At 60.0% G+C, this 16948-nt stretch carries 17 protein-coding genes; 1 reads left to right on the top strand and 16 read right to left on the bottom strand.

Going from position 1 to position 16948, the window contains the following annotated elements:
- Nucleotides 1-252: 252 nt before the first annotated feature.
- From RX395_RS05365 to RX395_RS05355, 3 genes are all read right to left on the bottom strand, one after another.
- Entirely contained in the window at nucleotides 253-1653 is a 1401-nt protein-coding gene (locus tag RX395_RS05365) for a phosphoglucomutase/phosphomannomutase family protein (protein ID WP_316366046.1), read from the bottom strand.
- Nucleotides 1654-1811: 158 nt separating this feature from the next.
- Entirely contained in the window at nucleotides 1812-2705 is an 894-nt protein-coding gene (locus RX395_RS05360) for a homocysteine S-methyltransferase family protein (RefSeq protein ID WP_316366044.1), read from the bottom strand.
- A gap of 10 nt (nucleotides 2706-2715) precedes the next feature.
- Nucleotides 2716-3138, bottom strand: a complete 423-nt coding sequence (locus RX395_RS05355) for a metal-dependent transcriptional regulator (RefSeq protein ID WP_040359600.1) — start codon at nucleotides 3136-3138, stop codon at nucleotides 2716-2718.
- Nucleotides 3139-3258: 120 nt separating this feature from the next.
- Here RX395_RS05355 and pepT point away from each other — a divergent pair, with 120 nt between their 5' ends.
- Nucleotides 3259-4506, top strand: coding sequence for a peptidase T (gene pepT / locus RX395_RS05350; protein ID WP_316366040.1), 1248 nt, complete (start codon nucleotides 3259-3261; stop codon nucleotides 4504-4506).
- A gap of 335 nt (nucleotides 4507-4841) precedes the next feature.
- Here pepT and RX395_RS05345 read toward each other — a convergent pair whose 3' ends face one another.
- The 13 genes from RX395_RS05345 to glpK all read right to left on the bottom strand — a co-directional run bounded on the left by RX395_RS05345 (nucleotide 4842) and on the right by glpK (nucleotide 16938).
- Nucleotides 4842-6077, bottom strand: a complete 1236-nt coding sequence (locus RX395_RS05345) for an LCP family protein (protein WP_316366038.1) — start codon at nucleotides 6075-6077, stop codon at nucleotides 4842-4844.
- 12 nt (nucleotides 6078-6089) lie between these two features.
- Complete coding sequence (gene murA / locus RX395_RS05340) at nucleotides 6090-7373, bottom strand: UDP-N-acetylglucosamine 1-carboxyvinyltransferase (RefSeq protein WP_035138796.1); 1284 nt, start codon at nucleotides 7371-7373, stop codon at nucleotides 6090-6092.
- Nucleotides 7374-7461: 88 nt separating this feature from the next.
- The gene (atpC, locus tag RX395_RS05335; protein ID WP_006235718.1) at nucleotides 7462-7854 is read right to left on the bottom strand and encodes an ATP synthase F1 subunit epsilon; all 393 of its coding nucleotides are present in this window, start codon (nucleotides 7852-7854) and stop codon (nucleotides 7462-7464) included.
- A 3-nt stretch (nucleotides 7855-7857) separates the two neighbouring features.
- Complete coding sequence (gene atpD, locus RX395_RS05330) at nucleotides 7858-9312, bottom strand: F0F1 ATP synthase subunit beta (RefSeq protein WP_316366033.1); 1455 nt, start codon at nucleotides 9310-9312, stop codon at nucleotides 7858-7860.
- Nucleotides 9312-10220, bottom strand: a complete 909-nt coding sequence (gene atpG, locus RX395_RS05325; RefSeq protein ID WP_117743860.1) for an ATP synthase F1 subunit gamma — start codon at nucleotides 10218-10220, stop codon at nucleotides 9312-9314. The genes atpD and atpG overlap by 1 nt, the downstream gene beginning before the upstream one ends.
- A 5-nt stretch (nucleotides 10221-10225) precedes the next feature.
- Nucleotides 10226-11824, bottom strand: a complete 1599-nt coding sequence (gene atpA / locus RX395_RS05320; protein ID WP_006235714.1) for a F0F1 ATP synthase subunit alpha — start codon at nucleotides 11822-11824, stop codon at nucleotides 10226-10228.
- Nucleotides 11824-12300 (bottom strand): F0F1 ATP synthase subunit delta, encoded by a 477-nt coding sequence (locus RX395_RS05315; RefSeq protein WP_006235713.1) that lies wholly within the window; start codon nucleotides 12298-12300, stop codon nucleotides 11824-11826. Before RX395_RS05315 ends, atpA begins: the two co-directional genes overlap by 1 nt.
- Nucleotides 12290-12892, bottom strand: a complete 603-nt coding sequence (gene atpF, locus RX395_RS05310) for a F0F1 ATP synthase subunit B (protein ID WP_006235712.1) — start codon at nucleotides 12890-12892, stop codon at nucleotides 12290-12292. Before atpF ends, RX395_RS05315 begins: the two co-directional genes overlap by 11 nt.
- A 15-nt stretch (nucleotides 12893-12907) precedes the next feature.
- Nucleotides 12908-13102 (bottom strand): ATP synthase subunit c family protein, encoded by a 195-nt coding sequence (locus tag RX395_RS05305; RefSeq protein WP_022094262.1) that lies wholly within the window; start codon nucleotides 13100-13102, stop codon nucleotides 12908-12910.
- A 124-nt stretch (nucleotides 13103-13226) separates the two neighbouring features.
- Nucleotides 13227-14030, bottom strand: a complete 804-nt coding sequence (atpB, locus tag RX395_RS05300) for a F0F1 ATP synthase subunit A (protein WP_022094263.1) — start codon at nucleotides 14028-14030, stop codon at nucleotides 13227-13229.
- 3 nt (nucleotides 14031-14033) lie between these two features.
- A complete protein-coding gene (locus tag RX395_RS05295; protein WP_035138788.1) occupies nucleotides 14034-14345 on the bottom strand; it encodes a hypothetical protein in 312 nt (103 codons plus the stop codon).
- A 280-nt stretch (nucleotides 14346-14625) separates the two neighbouring features.
- A complete protein-coding gene (gene upp / locus RX395_RS05290) occupies nucleotides 14626-15273 on the bottom strand; it encodes a uracil phosphoribosyltransferase (RefSeq protein WP_117746943.1) in 648 nt (215 codons plus the stop codon).
- 123 nt (nucleotides 15274-15396) lie between these two features.
- A complete protein-coding gene (gene glpK / locus RX395_RS05285) occupies nucleotides 15397-16938 on the bottom strand; it encodes a glycerol kinase GlpK (protein WP_316366018.1) in 1542 nt (513 codons plus the stop codon).
- Between the last annotated feature and the right edge of the window lie 10 nt (nucleotides 16939-16948).

Below are 16948 nucleotides of genomic sequence, written 5' to 3'. Positions count from 1 at the left end.
GTTCGATGTCTGCCCGGATGCGACACATCTGGTGTGTCCATCCTCGCAGTATCCGGTTCTCAAGGTGCACGCCTGCGCTGGTTCCCGGTTCGACCGGGCCGCGCGGCAAGGAGATATATTGCCAGACCGGAGGGGCCCCGGGGGCGGGAATCTGTTCGTACACATTTCCTACACATCTTGTGATCCGACTAACGTTTGCCAGCTGTTAACTACCGCTCGCCGAGCATCTCTTTATATAAGGCAGTCTCATGGTTAAAGCGGATACGTCCCCCTAGCTAAAGCACAGCCAGCATCGAGCAACTCATCGCGTTCTTCCACCGAGAACCCCTCGGCGTAGACGCGCACCACCGGTTCGGTCCCGCTAGGACGGACCAGTAGCCACGTGTCATCCTCGAATGACAAACGCAAGCCATCCATATGACTAACGTTTTGCGGCACCTTGCCACAAATCGACTTGGGGTTTACGCCCGGCAGCAGGGTTCGTAACGTTTCGGCATCTTCGGCCTCAAGGCGCAAATCGCGTCGACCGTAACTCGTCTTACCAAAACTGTCCTCGAGTTGGTCGACCAGAACGCCCAAAGGCGCGTCCGTCTTTGCCATAAGCTCACACAGAATCAGACAGGCGAGGATTCCATCGCGCTCGGGCATATGCGCGGCGATGCCGATACCACCGGCTTCTTCGCCGCCCATGAGGACGCCGCCCTTCTTCATCTCTGCCGCTATATATTTGAAACCGACTGGCTTGACGGTCACGCGGCAGCCAAGCGCCTCGGCAATGCGACGCACGAGCGTCGAGCATGAAAGATTGACGACGACGCGCCCCTCCAAATTACGAAATTGAACCAAGTCGCCCAAAACGAGCGCCATGATCTGATGCGGATGTATATATCTGCCGCGCTCGTCAACCGCGCCGATGCGGTCGGCGTCGCCGTCGGTCACCAGGCCAGCGCAAGCTCCGTCCTCGATAACCGTGCGCTCGCAAGCGTCCACCCACGGCTCAACGGGGTCGGGGCAGATATCTTCTTGGTCAGACGCCTGCCCGGCATGAATCTCGTGCGCCTCGACGCCAAGCTCGCGCAGCAAGTCGGCTAGATAGCCCTGGGCTGCACCGCCCATGGGATCGATAACCACGCGCAGGTGCGCGGCGCGGATGGCTTCGGCATCGACAAACGATGCCACCGCCTGCATATAGTCAGGAATGATATCCGCGGTGCGATATTGCCCCTCGATCCCCATTGGCTCGGGAGCCATGGTCTCTTCGAGGTCTTCGATGACATCCTGGTTGGCGGTCGAGCCGTCACCCATGCGAATCTTGAGGCACAGATAACCCTGCGGATGATGGGACCCCGTCACCATGAGCGCGCCGCACGCCTCACCGTCATAAGCCGCCGCCCACGTAAGGGCAGGGGTCGGAACAGGTCGCGAAGCAAGCACGGCGTCCAGCCCGTGCGCTGCCAGCACGCCCGCCGCAAGCTCAGCGAACTCGCGCGCCAGGGGCCGAGTGTCGAACCCTATATATACCGTTTTGCCCGGATTGGTCTTTTGCCACAACTCGCCGACGGCATCGGCGATACGGGCAACGTTATCGGCAGTGAAGTCCTCATCGACGCGAGCGCGCCAACCGTCAGTTCCAAAATGAATTATCGCGCACACGCGCAGACACCTCACAGTGTTTGGATCATGGTACGCATGGGGTATACCCGCAACATGCACTCGGCAACCTGCCGGCACCAGCATTCACCATTTGGGCAAATGCTGCCGAAGACATGCAGGCAATAAAAAAACCGCCCCGTATGGAGCGGTTTTGCCCTTTATATATCGAGCGCCTCGGCCATCGCTGCCGTAGTGATTGCCGTGGTTCCACAGCAACTGCCCACCATTGCGGCACCGGCATGTCTCCATTCAATGCATGCGCGCGCGAAAGCTTCGGGGTTCTCGTGCCATACGGGGCCATCCTGAGTCTGGACCGGATCGCCTACGTTGGGACGCACCGTGACGGGAGTAGTCGCCGATGCAACCATCCTGGGCACCGCCGCGTTCGCGGCCGCAAGCGAACAGCAATTAACACCAACCGAGTTTGCGCCGTGTTTTTCGGCGTACAAAACGGCTGCCTCGATGTTGAGGCCATCGCCCAACAGGTCGCCTTTATCGTCAACGACAAAACTCACCAGAACAGGCATGCCGTCGGCGACATCTCGAGCGCCGGCAAGCATGGGCTGCAAATTACGGATAGATGTCACCGTCTCGATCAGCAGACCGTCAACGCCGGCATTGAGCAAGGCGTGCGCCTGTTCGCGCGCAATGCCTCGGATTTCACGATACTCGGCAGAGTCCTCGGCAAACCACTCAATACCGATCGGGCCCATCGAGCCCAGCAGCAGCTGAGGGTGCGCCTGGCGGGCATCGTCGACGGCCCCGCGATTGACCTCCGCCACGGACGGCGAAATCTGGTCGTGCTTGAGGGCATAGCTCGATGCCTGAAAGGTGTTGGTAATGAGCACCTGCGCGCCGGCGGCAACATACAAGCGATGAATACGAGAAACGGTCTGCGGCTCTGCCAGATTCCAAAACGCCGGTGGAATGTCGGCGGCATCGTACTCACTCAACAGAACACTGCCCATGGGGCCCTGCGCCAACAAGGTCTCGCTCGACAAGCGGCGCGTAAGTTCCTCGGCACCAAAGCGGTTGTAATAACTCGTATCCATATATATCCCGCTATTCCTCGACGCTGATTCCCTGCTTTTCGAGATAGGCGAGCCAGCGGCTCATCGTGTCCTCGGATAGCGCATGCTCCATCATGCAGGCCTCGGAATCGGCTCGCTCAAATTCGACACCGAGCTCCTGAACCAAAAACGTGCGGATGAGGCGATGACGGTACCAGATAGCCGTGCCAACCTCGCGGCCGCGATCGGTCAGGATCACCTTGCCGTAGTGCGATTGCTCGACAAGCTCGGATGCCTTGAGCGCCGAAACCGCTTTATTGACCGATGCCTTGGAGACGCCAAGGCGCTGCGCGATGTCGACCGATCGCACGCCGTTGGTTTCCCCCTCTTCGCTTTCAATGCGAACCATGCACTCCAAGTAGTCTTCGTTCGCCACCGTCAGATGTAGTTCGCGCGAGCTATTTGTCGTATCCATGATCTTCCGTCCCTTCTGCATTCAATGGCTGATTCTACCCCATCCAAGCGTCGTGGTATGCCGTGGCATACCGTGCTAGAGTTCTTGTTGCACACGACGACCAAGATTGGAGCGGTCTTTATGGAAAACACCACCACAAGCCCCGATGTCCTCGAGCGCTTTTTGCGCTACGTCCAGATCAACACGCAGTCCGAGGATGCAAACTGCGACCAGGTACCCTCGAGCGCCGTTCAGTTTGACCTTGCCAACGTGCTGGCTGAAGAGCTGCGCGAGCTTGGTGCGGAAGATGCCCACGTGACCGAGCACGCCTATGTCTGCGCGCATATCCCCGCAAGTGCGGGCGCTGAGGACAAGCCCGCCCTGGGCCTGATCGCCCATCTCGACACCACCGAAGTTGCACCGGGCGCCGGCGTGAAGCCGCACATCGTGCACTACGAAGGCGGCGACCTGGTCTGCGGCACGGTTGACGGTAAACCCGTTGCCATGAGTACCGCCAAGCTTCCCGCCCTGAATGACCTCGCGGGTGAGGACCTGGTCTGCAGCGACGGCACCACGCTGCTGGGCGCAGACGACAAGGCAGGCGTCGCCGAGATCATGTCGCTTGTCGCGCGTATCGCTCAGGACCCTTCTCTGCCCCATCCCGCACTCGGCATTTGCTTCTGCCCTGACGAGGAGATCGGCCACGGAGCCGAGCTGTTGGATATCGATACCTTTGGCTGCAAGTACGCCTACACGGTCGACGGCGGCCCCATCGGCGAGCTGGAGTGGGAGTGCTTTAACGCCGCCGAGGCGACCGTCCGCTTTGAGGGCCAGTCCATCCACCCGGGCGACGCTAAGGGCCGTATGGTCAACGCAGGCAATCTGTTCTGTGACTTCAACGCGTTGCTCCCCTACGTGCAGCGCCCGGAGTATACGGAAGGCTACGAGGGCTTTTATCACCTTGAGGGTGTATCTGCGACCGTCGATCACGCCACAGCGCGCTATATCGTCCGCGACCATGACGCCGCCAAGTTCCAGCAGAAACTCGACCTTATTGATGCCGCCGCCTCGATGCTCAACCAGCGTCTGGGTGAGGAGCGCGTGACGGTCGAGATTAAGCAGCAGTATCGAAATATGGCCGAGATCGTTCGTGACTATCCCGAGCTTATTGATGTTGCCAAGGAAGCCTACCTTGCCTGCGGCGTTGAGCCCCAAGTGCTGCCGATTCGCGGCGGCACCGACGGCGCGCAGCTGTCGTTCCGCGGTCTGCCCTGCCCCAACCTTTCCACCGGCGGCTATTGCTACCACGGCGTCAACGAGTTCGTCCCGGTCAGTTCGCTCGTCAAGATGACCGATGTGCTCCAGGAGCTCGTCGCCCGCTTTGCATAAGCCTGGCTGCACAAGTCCGAAAGACGAATCGCCCCGTCCTCAACCGAGAACGGGGCGATTTTTTTGCTGCAATGAGAACAGGTTGACGCACGCCAGCCTCTTAACGCAAGGAGTGTCCTAAACTGCCGGCACAAAAGGAACGTCCCCAAGTGCCAAGTGTTCCGGCAACGCCGATGTTTTGGCGCGGACAGCGAAAACCCGCCAGAGCGAGCAAGGTGCCTTGAAACAAGGCGGCATTGATCTTTTAATCATGCCGCCGAAGTTGAAAGGCAGATTGCCGCTCTGGCGGGTTTGCAGCGTCAAGCGGTTACGCGGTTTGGTAAAACCGCGTAACCCTAATAATTGGCTTCGTAGCCGTTGCCGTCGCCGGTGGGCTCTTCGTAGTAGTCCGAATCGCTCGAATCGCTTGAGTCATCGGAATCGTCAGAGCTGACCGATGAGGTTGCGGTACCGTTTGCGTAGTCGTCAGACGTGTTGTTGTTCAGGTCGCCGATCGTAGAGCTGGAACCGTCGGAAAGACCCATGGTGTTGGGACCCTTGGGATCCTTGCCGGCATCGACGCGCTCCATCATTTCCTTGAGCTCGTCCTCGTAGACAAAGACGTAGCTCACACCGTCGATCATGGTGCTGTCGTCGGCATACGAGGGCAGGTTGGCCGAGTAGATGCCGTCGACATCCATACCGCGCATGGCATTGACCGTAGCCACGATATCCTGAACGCTCATATCGGTTACGAGCATATCGGACAGCGAATTAACCAGGCCAAAGATCTTCGTGGCATCGAAGTTATTGAGAATCTGGTTGGCAAGGGCGCCAAGCACCTGACGCTGGTGGCGCATGCGCGTGTAGTCGCCGTCGGCATAGGTGTAGCGGCAGCGGGCATAGGTAAGGGCAGTGGCGCCGTCCATATGCTGCTGACCAGCGGTAATCTTAATATCCAGGTGCTCGGGGTCGTCAACATCATCGGTTGCGTTAATGTCGATACCGCCAACCGAATCAATCAGCGCCTGCATACCGTCGAAGCTGACCTCGGCATAGTGGGAAATCTGAACACCGCACAGCTCGTTGACCGCCTCGACCATGGCCTCGGCGCCGCCAACGGTATGGCAGGCGTTGATCTTCATGGTCTCGCCCTTGTACTCGACCTTGGTGTCGCGCGGAACGGAAATGAGCGTCGCCTGCTTTTGCGTGGGGTCGATGCGTGCCAGGATAATCGAGTCGGCACGATACGTATCCTCGCCCGGACGGCCGTCGGTGCCAAGAAGCAGCACGTAGAACGGATCCTTTGCCTCATCGGTGTCAACCAGAACCCGACGCAGATTGTCGGTAATGACATTAGAATCGCCGAGCTTGCCCATAATGGTGGCAAACCACAGGCCGGCAGCGGTAGTGGCACTCAGCAGCACGCCAAGCACGACAATGAGCGCGACGTGACGAATCGTGTGGCTACGACGACGTTGACGAGCGCGCTCGGAATAGCGAGCCACGTTATCGCGACTGTAGATCTTGGCCTGCGCACCAGTTGAGGATCTTCGGGCGGTGGTATCCGCGAGGGGCTTTTTATTAAACATAGGCAACCTGTATTAGTAGATGACGGGATCGGGGACGGTAGCATGCTCGACATGCGCGCCGAGCGCCTGCAGCTTTTCGACAAACTGCTCGTAGCCGCGCTTGATGTGATGGATGGCCGAAACCTCGGTCGTCCCGTCGGCGATCAAGCCCGCTACGACGAGGGCCGCTCCGCCACGCAGATCGGGCGAGGTAACCTGTGCACCCGAGAAGCCCTTGACGCCATGAATCATGGCATGATGGCTCTCGATACGAATGTCGGCACCCATGCGCACCAGCTCAGAGGCAAACATAAAGCGATTCTCGAAGATGTTTTCGGTAATAACGGAACTGCCGTCGGCAAGGGCGGAGAGCACCATAATCTGCGCCTGCATGTCGGTCGGGAAACCGGGGAACGGAAGCGTCTGGATGTCGACCGGCTTGATACGCTCGGCACGGTTCACATGGACGCCATCTTCGACGCGCTCGCAGTCGATACCCATGAGCTCCATCTTCTTGAGCACCATGCCCAAGTGAATGGGGCAAAAACCCGTGACGTCGACACCGCGATCGTCGGCCATCAACGCACCGGCAACGATAAAGGTACCGGCCTCGATGCGGTCGCCCACCACGCGATGGGTAACGGGATGGAGCTCTTCCACGCCTTCGATAGTCACGACGGGCGTACCGGCGCCGACAATCTTGGCGCCCATCTCGTTGAGCATGTTAGCGAGATCGACGATCTCGGGCTCGCGGGCGGCATTATCGATAACCGTGGTGCCCTGTGCGCGCACAGAGGCCATGATGAGGTTCTCGGTCGCACCGACGCTGGCGAACTCGAGCGTGACGGTGGTACCGCGCAGACCTTGGGGCGCATTAGCGTTGATGTAACCGTGGGCGGTATCGAACTCAACGCCCAGGGCCTCAAGACCAAGAATGTGCATATCGATCTTGCGAGCACCCAAGTTGCAGCCGCCCGGCATGGCAATTTTGGCGCGATGGAAGCGGCCCAGCAGGGGTCCCATGACGGCGGTGGAAGCGCGCATCTTGGCAACGAGCTCGTAGGGGGCCTCCCAAGAATCGACCTGAGAGGTATCAATCTCGAGCGTGTGCTCGTCGAGAACATCGATCGTAGCGCCCATGCCTTTGAGCACCTTGCCCATCACGTGGACATCGGAAATATCGGGCACGTTCTGCAGCGTCGTCTTGCCCGGCGCCAGAAGCGTTGCCGCCATGAGTTTGAGCGCGGAGTTCTTGGCGCCCGAAACGGGCACGGAGCCTCCGATGGCGTGGCCACCCTCAACGCGGATAATATCCAAGGTCTACCCTTTCAAAAAGCATGCCCGGGGTGGCTGGGCCATCCCGGGCATGATGTGTTCGCAAATGGTCGAACGCTAAATCGTTTGACTATTGGGCAAGCTTGAGCTTACACCATGCGATTTCATTATAGAGGTAGGCGCGGCGTGCATCATCCTCCGACAAATTACCCAGCTTCTCTTCAAAACCTTGAATATCAGCTTTAAGCTTGTCGGCATCGACGGTCGCCAAATCGCAAGCGCGCTCGGCGAGAACGGTCACGACATCGTCCGCAACCTGGGCATAGCCGCCGGCCACGGCAAACGTGTGGTCGACAGTGCCCATGGCCTTATCGGAAACGCGAACGTAACCGCGGTCGATCGTGCAGATCTCGCTGGAGTGAGCAGGCAGAACGCCAAACTCGCCATCCGTGGACGGAATCGACACAAACGCAGCGTCGCCCTCATAGGCGCAGCTCACGGGGCACACGATGCGGATACGCATAACCTACTTCTCCCCCATCTTGCGGGCGCGCTCGCGCACGTCCTCAATCGTGGAAGCATAGCGGAAAGCCTGCTCAGGCAGGTCATCGGCCTTGCCGTCGACAATCTCGGCGAAAGAGCGGACGGTATCCTCGACGCGGACGTAGACACCGGGGTTGCCGGTGAACTTCTCGGCGACGTGGAAGGACTGCGAGAGGAACTGCTGAATCTTACGGGCACGGTTGACCGTAAGGCGCTGCTCCTCGGACAGCTCGTCCATACCCAGAATGGCGATGATGTCCTGAAGGTCGGAGTACTCCTGCAGGAGCTCCTGGACCTTGACGGCGACACGGTAGTGCTCCTCGCCAACGATCGAGGGATCGAGAGCGTCGGAGGAAGACGCAAGCGGGTCGATAGCCGGGAACAGGCCGAGCGACGAAATGCTACGCGAAAGAACCGTGGTGGCATCGAGGTGCGTAAACGTCGTGGCAGGCGCCGGGTCGGTCAGGTCGTCTGCGGGAACGTAGACAGCCTGGACGGAGGTAATGGAGCCCGTCTTGGTCGAGGTAATGCGCTCCTGGAGGTCGCCCATCTCGGTTGCCAGCGTGGGCTGGTAACCAACGGCGGACGGCATACGGCCCAGCAGTGCGGAAACCTCGGAACCTGCCTGAGAGAAGCGGAAGATGTTGTCGATGAACAGCAGAACGTCCTGGCCGCGATCGCGGAAGTACTCAGCGGTGGTAAGGCCGGCCAGACCGATGCGCAGACGCGCTCCGGGCGGCTCGTTCATCTGACCATAGACCAAGCAGGTCTTGTCGATAACGCCAGACTCGCTCATCTCGAGGAACAGGTCGGTGCCCTCGCGGGTACGCTCGCCGACGCCGGTGAACACCGAGGTGCCGCCGTGCTCCTGGGCGAGGTTGTTGATGAGCTCCTGGATCAGAACGGTCTTGCCGACGCCGGCGCCGCCGAACAGACCTGTCTTGCCGCCGCGGATGTAGGGCTCGAGCAGGTCGACGGCCTTGATGCCGGTCTCGAAGATCTCGGTCTTGGTGGTGAGCTCGTCGAAACGGGGCGCTGCATGGTGGATGGGGTAGAACTCCTCCACCTCGGGCATGGGCTTGCCGTCGACGGGCTTGCCCATGACGTTCCAAATGCGGCCGAGCGTCTTGGGACCAACGGGCATCTTCATGGGATCACCGGTATCGGTGGCGATGAGGCCGCGCTGCAGGCCGTCGGTCGAGGACATGGCGACCGTGCGGACGACGCCGCCCGGAAGCTGGCTCTCGACCTCGAGGATCGTGCTCAGATGACCGATCGGGGTCTCGGCCTCGACCGTGAGCGCGTTGTAGATCGGGGGCACCGCGCCGTCAAACTTGACGTCGACGACAGGGCCGATGATTCGCACGATGCGACCATCACCGGCAGTCGTCTTCTTGGTGGCTTCCTCGACCGCAAGCTTTACGGTGTTATTAGCCATTACTGTTCCTCCAATGCTGAGGCTCCGCCGACGATCTCGTTAATCTCGGTCGTGATCGAAGCCTGGCGCACGCGACTATACGTGCGGGTAAGGGTCGAGATGATCGCGGTGGCGTTTTCCGTCGCGGAGTGCATGGCCTTGCGGCGTGCACCCTGCTCGGCAGCCGCCGAATCGATCAGGGCCTGGTAGATGACCGTCAGGATATAAGACGGCACAAGCTTGCCGAGAACATGCTCGGGAGAGGGCACGAACTCGAACGTGGACGAGATGCGCTTAGGGGCGTCGGTCTCGTTCTTACGCGGACCGTGGGCCATAGCGATCATCTCGGGGTCGAGCGGCAACAGATGCTCGACGCGAAGCTCCTGATCCACGCGGTTCTTGGCGTGGTGGTAGACAAGCTCGACACGGTCAAGCTCACCGGCACGATACGCATCGCAGATATGAGAGGAGATCATGCGGGCCTGATTGAAATCGGGCTCAGAGGAGTTGCCCTCGAAGTGCATGATGACGTTTGCGCGGTCACGGAAATACGTGGCCGGCTTACGCCCGCACGCGATGATCTCGCACTCGATGCCGTCGTTCGCCCAAGAAGCGGCGAGCTTTTCGGCCGTGCGCTCCACCGTCGTATTGAAACCGCCGGCAAGGCCGCGGTCCGAGGCAATAACGACAATCAGGCCATGCTTGACGCTCTCATGCTTCTGCAGCATGGGATCGGTGCCCGAACAGGAGGCGTCGCCGGCGACCGTCAACATGACGTCGGTCAGCGCCTCCTTATAGGGCTCGGCCTGCTTGGAGCGATCGAGGGCACGACGAATCTTGGCCGTAGAGACCATCTCCATCGTGCGCGTGATCTGCTTGGTCGTGGTAACCGAGGAGATTCGCTTCTTAATGTCGCGAAGGTTGGCCATGGGGCTTAGTTCTCCTCTGATCCAGAAACATCCGAATGGTGCTTGGCCATGAACTGCTGCTTGAAGTCGCCGATGACGCGCAAGAGCTCAGCCTTGGTGTCATCATCGATCTTCTTGGCGCGAACCTTGTCGAGCAGCGAACCAAAGCCATTGTCCATGTACTCGATGAGCTCGGCACGGAAAGGCAGCACGTCGGCGATCTCCAGGTCATCCAGGAAGCCCTCGTTGCCAGCGAACAGCGTAACGATCTGCTCGCCAACCTCAAACGGCTTGTAACGCGGCTGCTTCAGGAGCTCGGTCATGCGAGCACCGTGGGTCAGCTGCTTCTGAGTAGCCTCGTCGAGGTCGGAGCCGAACTGCGTAAAGCCAGCGAGCTCCTGATAGGAAGCGAGGTCCAGACGGAGGTTGCCGGCGACCTGCTTCATGGCCTTGGTCTGCGCATCGCCACCGACGCGGGACACGGAGATACCCACGTCGACTGCCGGGCGCTGACCCTGGAAGAAGAGCTCGGACTGCAGGTAGATCTGACCATCGGTAATGGAAATGACGTTGGTCGGAATGTAGGCCGAGACGTCGCCGTCCTGGGTCTCGATGATCGGCAGTGCCGTCATGGAGCCGTAACCGTTCTTCTTGGACATCTTGACGGCACGCTCGAGCAGACGAGAGTGCAGGTAGAAGATGTCGCCAGGATAGGCCTCGCGTCCGGGCGGACGATGCAGCGTCAGCGACATCTGACGGTAGGCCACAGCCTGCTTGGACAGGTCATCGTAGATGACGAGCACGTGGCCGCCGGGGTTGGTCTCGCTGGCGGGCTTGCCGTCCTCGCCGTTGTACATAAAGAACTCGCCAATAGCGGCACCGGCCATAGGCGCGATGTACTGCATAGGGGCGGAATCGGCAGCGGTGGCCGAAACGATGATGGTGTAGTCGAGCGCACCGTGCTGAGCGAGGGTCTCGCGGATGTTGGCAACCGTGGAGGCCTTCTGGCCGATGGCGACATAGATGCAGACCATGCCCTTGCCGCGCTGGTTGAGGATAGCGTCGATGGCGATGGCGGTCTTACCGGTCTTACGGTCACCGATGATGAGCTCACGCTGACCGCGGCCAATAGGCACCATGGAGTCGATAGCGAGCAGACCGGTCTGAACCGGCTCGCACACCGGGGTACGATCGATGACGCCGGGAGCCTTGAACTCGATGGGGCGACGGTGCGTAGCGACGATGTCGCCCAGGCCGTCGATGGGCTGGCCGAGCGGATTGACGACGCGGCCGAGCATGGCACGGCTCACGGGGATATCCATAACGCGGCCAGTGGTGCGGCACTCGTCGCCTTCCTTGATGGAGTCGACGGCACCGAACAGAACGGCGCCGACCTCGTCACGGTCAAGGTTCTGGGCAAGGCCGAAGACGGTCTCACCGGTATCGGAGCTCTTGAACTCCAGAAGCTCGCCTGCCATGGCGCTCTTGAGGCCGGAGACGCGCGCGATGCCGTCGCCTACCTCGTCGACCGTTGAAACCTCATGCGTATCGACCGTCGCGGAGAGGCTCGTGAGCTGCTCCTGCAGTTTCTTGGCGATATCCTGGGCATTGAGGGTTTCGGACATTAGGCTTCACCTCCGTACGAATTAGCAGAGTTTGCGAGGGTCTCCTGCGCGATGCGCAGCTGCGTCTTGACGGAAATGTCACGACGCTCGCCGCGGGCCTCGAGCACCAGGCCGCCCACGATAGACGGGTCGACCTGCTCGATAAGGAATACCTTGCGGCCGAAGTCCTGCTCGCATTTCTTAGTGATGGTTTGACGCAGCTCGTCGTCGAGCGGGATCGCCGTGGTGACGGTCACGCCCACTACATCCTCGTCTTCCTCGGCAACATACTTAAAGGCAGCTGCCACCTTGGGAAGAAGGTCGAGCTGGTCGCGCTTGGACATGGTGTCGAGCACGGCGATGATCTCGGGGCTGGCAGAAGCCAAGCGCTCGATCATCTCGAGGTCCTCGAACACATGGTTCTCGGCCTTGGCGGCTTCCAAAAGGGAACGCGCGTAGGTCTCGAGCACCTTGTCCTGATAGCGGCTAGTCGGCATTCAGGCTACCTGCTTCCTGGATGTAGCGCTCGATGAGCTTCTTCTGCTCGGCATCGTCCTCGAGTGCCTCGCCCACGATCTTGGTGGCGACGGCAACGGACAGGTCGGCGATGGAGCTCGCGGCACCGGCGTAGATGGACTTGCGCTCGTCCTCGACGGTCGTATGGGCCTTGGCGATAATCTCCTCGGCCTCCTTGTGAGCAGCCTCGATGATACGGGCACGCTCGGACTCGGCGTCCTTACGGGCCTCGAGAACGATGTCGGCAGCCTGACGACGGGCGTCGGTGACGATCGAGTCGGACTCAGCGCGCTTGGCGATAGCCTCCTGCTTGGTCTTCTCGGCCTCGTCGAGGCTCTCCTCGATCTTCTTGCCGCGCTCCTCCATGGTTTTCATGATGCCCGGCAGGGCGACCTTGGCCAGCACGATCCAGATAATCAGGAAGGCGATAAGCGCCGGGATGAACTCCGCCATCTTAGGGATGAGGATGTCCGCACCGGCAGCGCCGTCCTCGGCGAACGCGGAAACCGGCATAAGCAGCGCGGCCGCGGACGCGGAGAGTGCGATCGCGCTCTTCTGGGATGAAAGATTCATACTTGACGCTCCGTGCTATTTAACGATCAGCGCGACAACGAAGCCGATCAGAGCCAGAGCCTCGCCGAAGGCGGAGCCCATGATGAAGACGGTGAACACGCGGCCCTGGACCTCAGGCTGACGGGCCATAGCACCCGTAGCACCCAGAGCAGACAGGCCGATAGCAAGACCAGCGCCGATAACACCGAGACCGTAACCGATAACTCCCACGATTCCTCCTTTGTCGTGCGTGTCTTATTTCACGCAGGATAACCTTTTTATAACTGCCGGGCTCCATGGGTACGGGCACCGGCGGTTTAACGAATTGCCTTACCTTTAAGGCGCGAACGGAAGATTACTCCTCCTCCGCGACCTCCTCTGCCTCGGAGACATACACGGCGGTAAGGACCGTGAAGACGTAAGCCTGGATGGCGCCGACCACAAGCTCGATCGCATAGATCAGGATGAGGATGGCAAGCCAGGCCAGCGAAGGCAGGGCGCCGACGGCGTGGGCCGCGGAAACCTGCTGAAGCAGCGGCTGCATGAACATGCTCGCCATGATGGCGAACGAGCCCATGACCACGTGTCCTGCGAACATGTTGCAGAACAGACGGACGGCGAGCGTGATGAGGCGCAGGAAGGTCGAGAAAAGCTCGACGACCCACACGAGCACGTTCATCGGGAAGCTCACGCCCTGCGGGGCGAGGCTCTTGATGTAGCCGATCACGCCGTGAGCCTTGCATCCGTAGTAGATGAAGTACACGAAGGCGAAAATGGCGAGTGCGGCGGTGGAGCCGATTGCGCCGGTGCCGGGCTTCATTCCCGGGATCAGGCCGATCATGTTATTGATCAGGATGAACAGGAAAAGCGAGCACAGGAACGGGAAGTGCTTCTTCCAGTTCTCACCCACGACACCCTTGCCGATATCGTTCTCGACGTACTCGATGATGTACTCGAAACCGTTGACGAAGAAGCCCTTGGGAACCAGGGTCTGCTTCTTCTTGAACACGGCCAGGACGATCAGGAGCACGATCGTGGAGACGATCAGCCAAAACGAGTACTGCGTGATGCCGCAGCTCAGATCGCCCACGACAGGGGTGGAGCTGAACTCGCTGACCAGATGATTAATCTCATCAGGCAGCTTTTCAAAAATTTCCACGACTTACCTTTCGACCTCATGAGGATCTCGCAGCGCCTTGGCGACGCGAACCGCGCAGGCGGCCATAAAGGCCACGAAGCCGATCGCCTCGCCCAGGAGGAACATGCGAAATGCCTCTCCGAACAACACAAACACAACCAAGGTAAAGACAAGCAACGCGATTGCCGAGACCGCGAGACTCACCATACCCTTGAGCATGTCCGCATTCTGCTTATCGTCAAGAACCGGCTTGAGCGTAAAGACAAAGGGAAGGAAGGCAATCGCGCCCGCGATGGCACCTGCAACGATAGCGAGCAGATCGGCTATCTGAAACACTGGCGTCCTCACTTTCCTTTTTAACGCCTCACAGAACAGTTCCCGCCAAACATTGGTGACTATTGTACGAGCCAATCGCTAAAGTACAACCGTAAAACAAACGGTTAATACGCACCTGTACGTTTTCTTAAGGCCTTCTTTATGCCGCAGGTACGGTAATACGTTTTTTCGAACCCCTCAGGGCAAAACGCCCGTTAACAGGAGTGCGCGCGGTCGTCTTTTGCTCGCCCGCGCGCACCATTTCTTCGTATTTTCGACGTTAGCCGGTATGGCCCAGAGATTACAGCGTGCCGTAGATGCGGTCGCCGGCGTCGCCCAGGCCGGGAACGATGTAGGCAGCTTCGTTGAGATGGTCGTCGATGGCGCAGGTATAGATATGCACATCTGGGTCCTTCTCAGTCAGCGACTTGAGGCCCTCGGGGGCCGCGACGATGCACAGCATGCGGATGTCCTTGACACCGCGCTCGCGCAGGTAGCTGATGGCCATCTCGGCCGAACCGCCCGTGGCGAGCATGGGGTCGACGACCAGGCAGATGCGCTGATCGATATCCTTGGGCATCTTGCAGTAATACTCATGCGGCTCGTGGGTAACCTCGTCGCGCTCCATACCGATGTGGCCCACACGAGCGGAGGGTACCAAGTCGAGGATGCCATCGACCATGCCAAGGCCTGCACGCAGGATGGGAACGATGGCGAGCTTTTTGCCGGCAAGCTGTTTGAACGTGGCGGTGGTGATGGGGGTCTCGACTTCGACGTCTTCCATGGGCAGGTCGCGCATGGCCTCGTAGCCGTCAAAAAGTGCGAGTTCGCGCACGAGCTGGCGGAACTGGTTGGTGCCGGTGTTTTTGTCGCGCAGAATCGACAGCTTATGCTGGACGAGCGGGTGATCGACAAGGGTCACACGGGACGTATCGTAGGTGACGGTCATGGGTTGATTGCCCCTTTCGTTGCGGCCGGAAGATGGCCTTGCTGACAAGGCGCATGGCGATGTTGTTGCCGCGCGCCGTGCATAAGTTTAACGGTTTGTTGTATCGAGCAGCTCGTCGCAACCCTACTGAGCGGTGTTGAGCGAACGCTTGACGGCATCACGCCAGCCCGCAAGGTTTTGCTCGCGGCGCTCGGCGGACATGTGGGGAAGGAAGGTCCTAACGATCTGAGCGTTTTGCTCCAGCTCCTCCAGGTCCTCCCAATAGCCGACGGCAAGGCCCGCCAAGTACGCGGCACCGATCGCCGTGGTCTCCACCGTCTCGCACTGCAACACGGGGATATCCAGCAGATCGGCCTGGAATTGCATGATGAACTCGTTGCGCGAGGCACCGCCATCGACGGACAGGCGCTCAATCGAAAGTCCCACGTCCTGCTCCATGGCGCGCAGCACGTCGTAGCTCTGATATGCCATGGATTCGCAGGCGGCACGTACGATGGTCGCACGGCTCGAGGCGCCGGTCAGACCGCACACGATACCGCGGGCATGCGGGTCCCACCAGGGAGCGCCCAGACCCGCAAAGGCGGGGACGAAGTAGCAGCCCTCATTGTCGTTGATCGAAGCGGCGAGTTGTGCCGACTCGCTCACACTCGAGATGATGCCCATGTTGTTGCGCAGCCAGTTCATGGTTGAGCCGGCGGCAAAGATAGAACCCTCGAGCGCATAGCTGATCTTGCCGTCCGCGGCGATACCGATCGTGGAGACCAGACCGTTCTTGGATTCGACGACCTCGTCGCCGGTGTTCATGAGCATAAAGCAGCCCGTGCCATAGGTGTTTTTGGTCTGGCCGGGATGGAAGCAGCAGTGGCCGAACAGCGACGCCTGCTGGTCGCCCGCCACGCCCATGATGGGCGGCATGTTGGTCATGATGTCGCTCGCGACGCGGCCGTAGTCGCCCGAGCTCCAACGAACCTCGGGCATCATGGAACGTGGAACGTCAAAGAGCGCCAGCAGGTCGTCGTCCCAATCGAGCGTATGGATATTAAAGAGTGCCGTGCGGCTGGCATTGGTGTAGTCGGTGGCAAAGACCTGACTGCCGGTGAGGTTGTAGATGAGCCAGGTGTCGATGGTGCCGAACATGAGGTCGCCCGCCGCCGCGCTCTCACGCGCACCGTCGACGTTGTCGAGGATCCACTGCACCTTGGAAGCCGAAAAATACGGATCGAGCGTGAGTCCTGTGCGGGAGCGCACCAGCTCCTCGCAACCCTGTTCAACCAACGCGTCGATTGCCGGCGCGGTACGGCGGCACTGCCATACGATGGCGTTATAGATCGGCTGACCGCTCACGCGGTCCCAGACCACCGTGGTCTCGCGCTGGTTGGAGATGCCGATGGCGGCAATGCGGTCGGAGTGGATACCGCTCTTAAACTGGACTTCCATCATGACGGCGATCTGGCTGGCAAGGACCGTCATGGGGTCTTGCTCTACCCAACCGTGACGTGGGAAGCTGGTTTTGACGCTGCGACGTGCCTGCGCGACGATGCATCCGTACTCGTCGACGATGGTCGCAAGTACCGAGGTGGTGCCGCAGTCGAGCGCCATGATGTAGGAACCGCCAAAGTCAAACGAGGCATCTTCCATGCCCAGGCTGCCCAGATTCAACGACATCGCTTACACC

The sequence above is a fragment of the Collinsella aerofaciens genome, assembly GCF_032584215.1.
GTDB lineage: Bacteria > Actinomycetota > Coriobacteriia > Coriobacteriales > Coriobacteriaceae > Collinsella.
The sequence above is the reverse complement of the archived record's forward strand: the minus strand, read 5'-3'. Positions and strand labels throughout refer to the sequence as shown.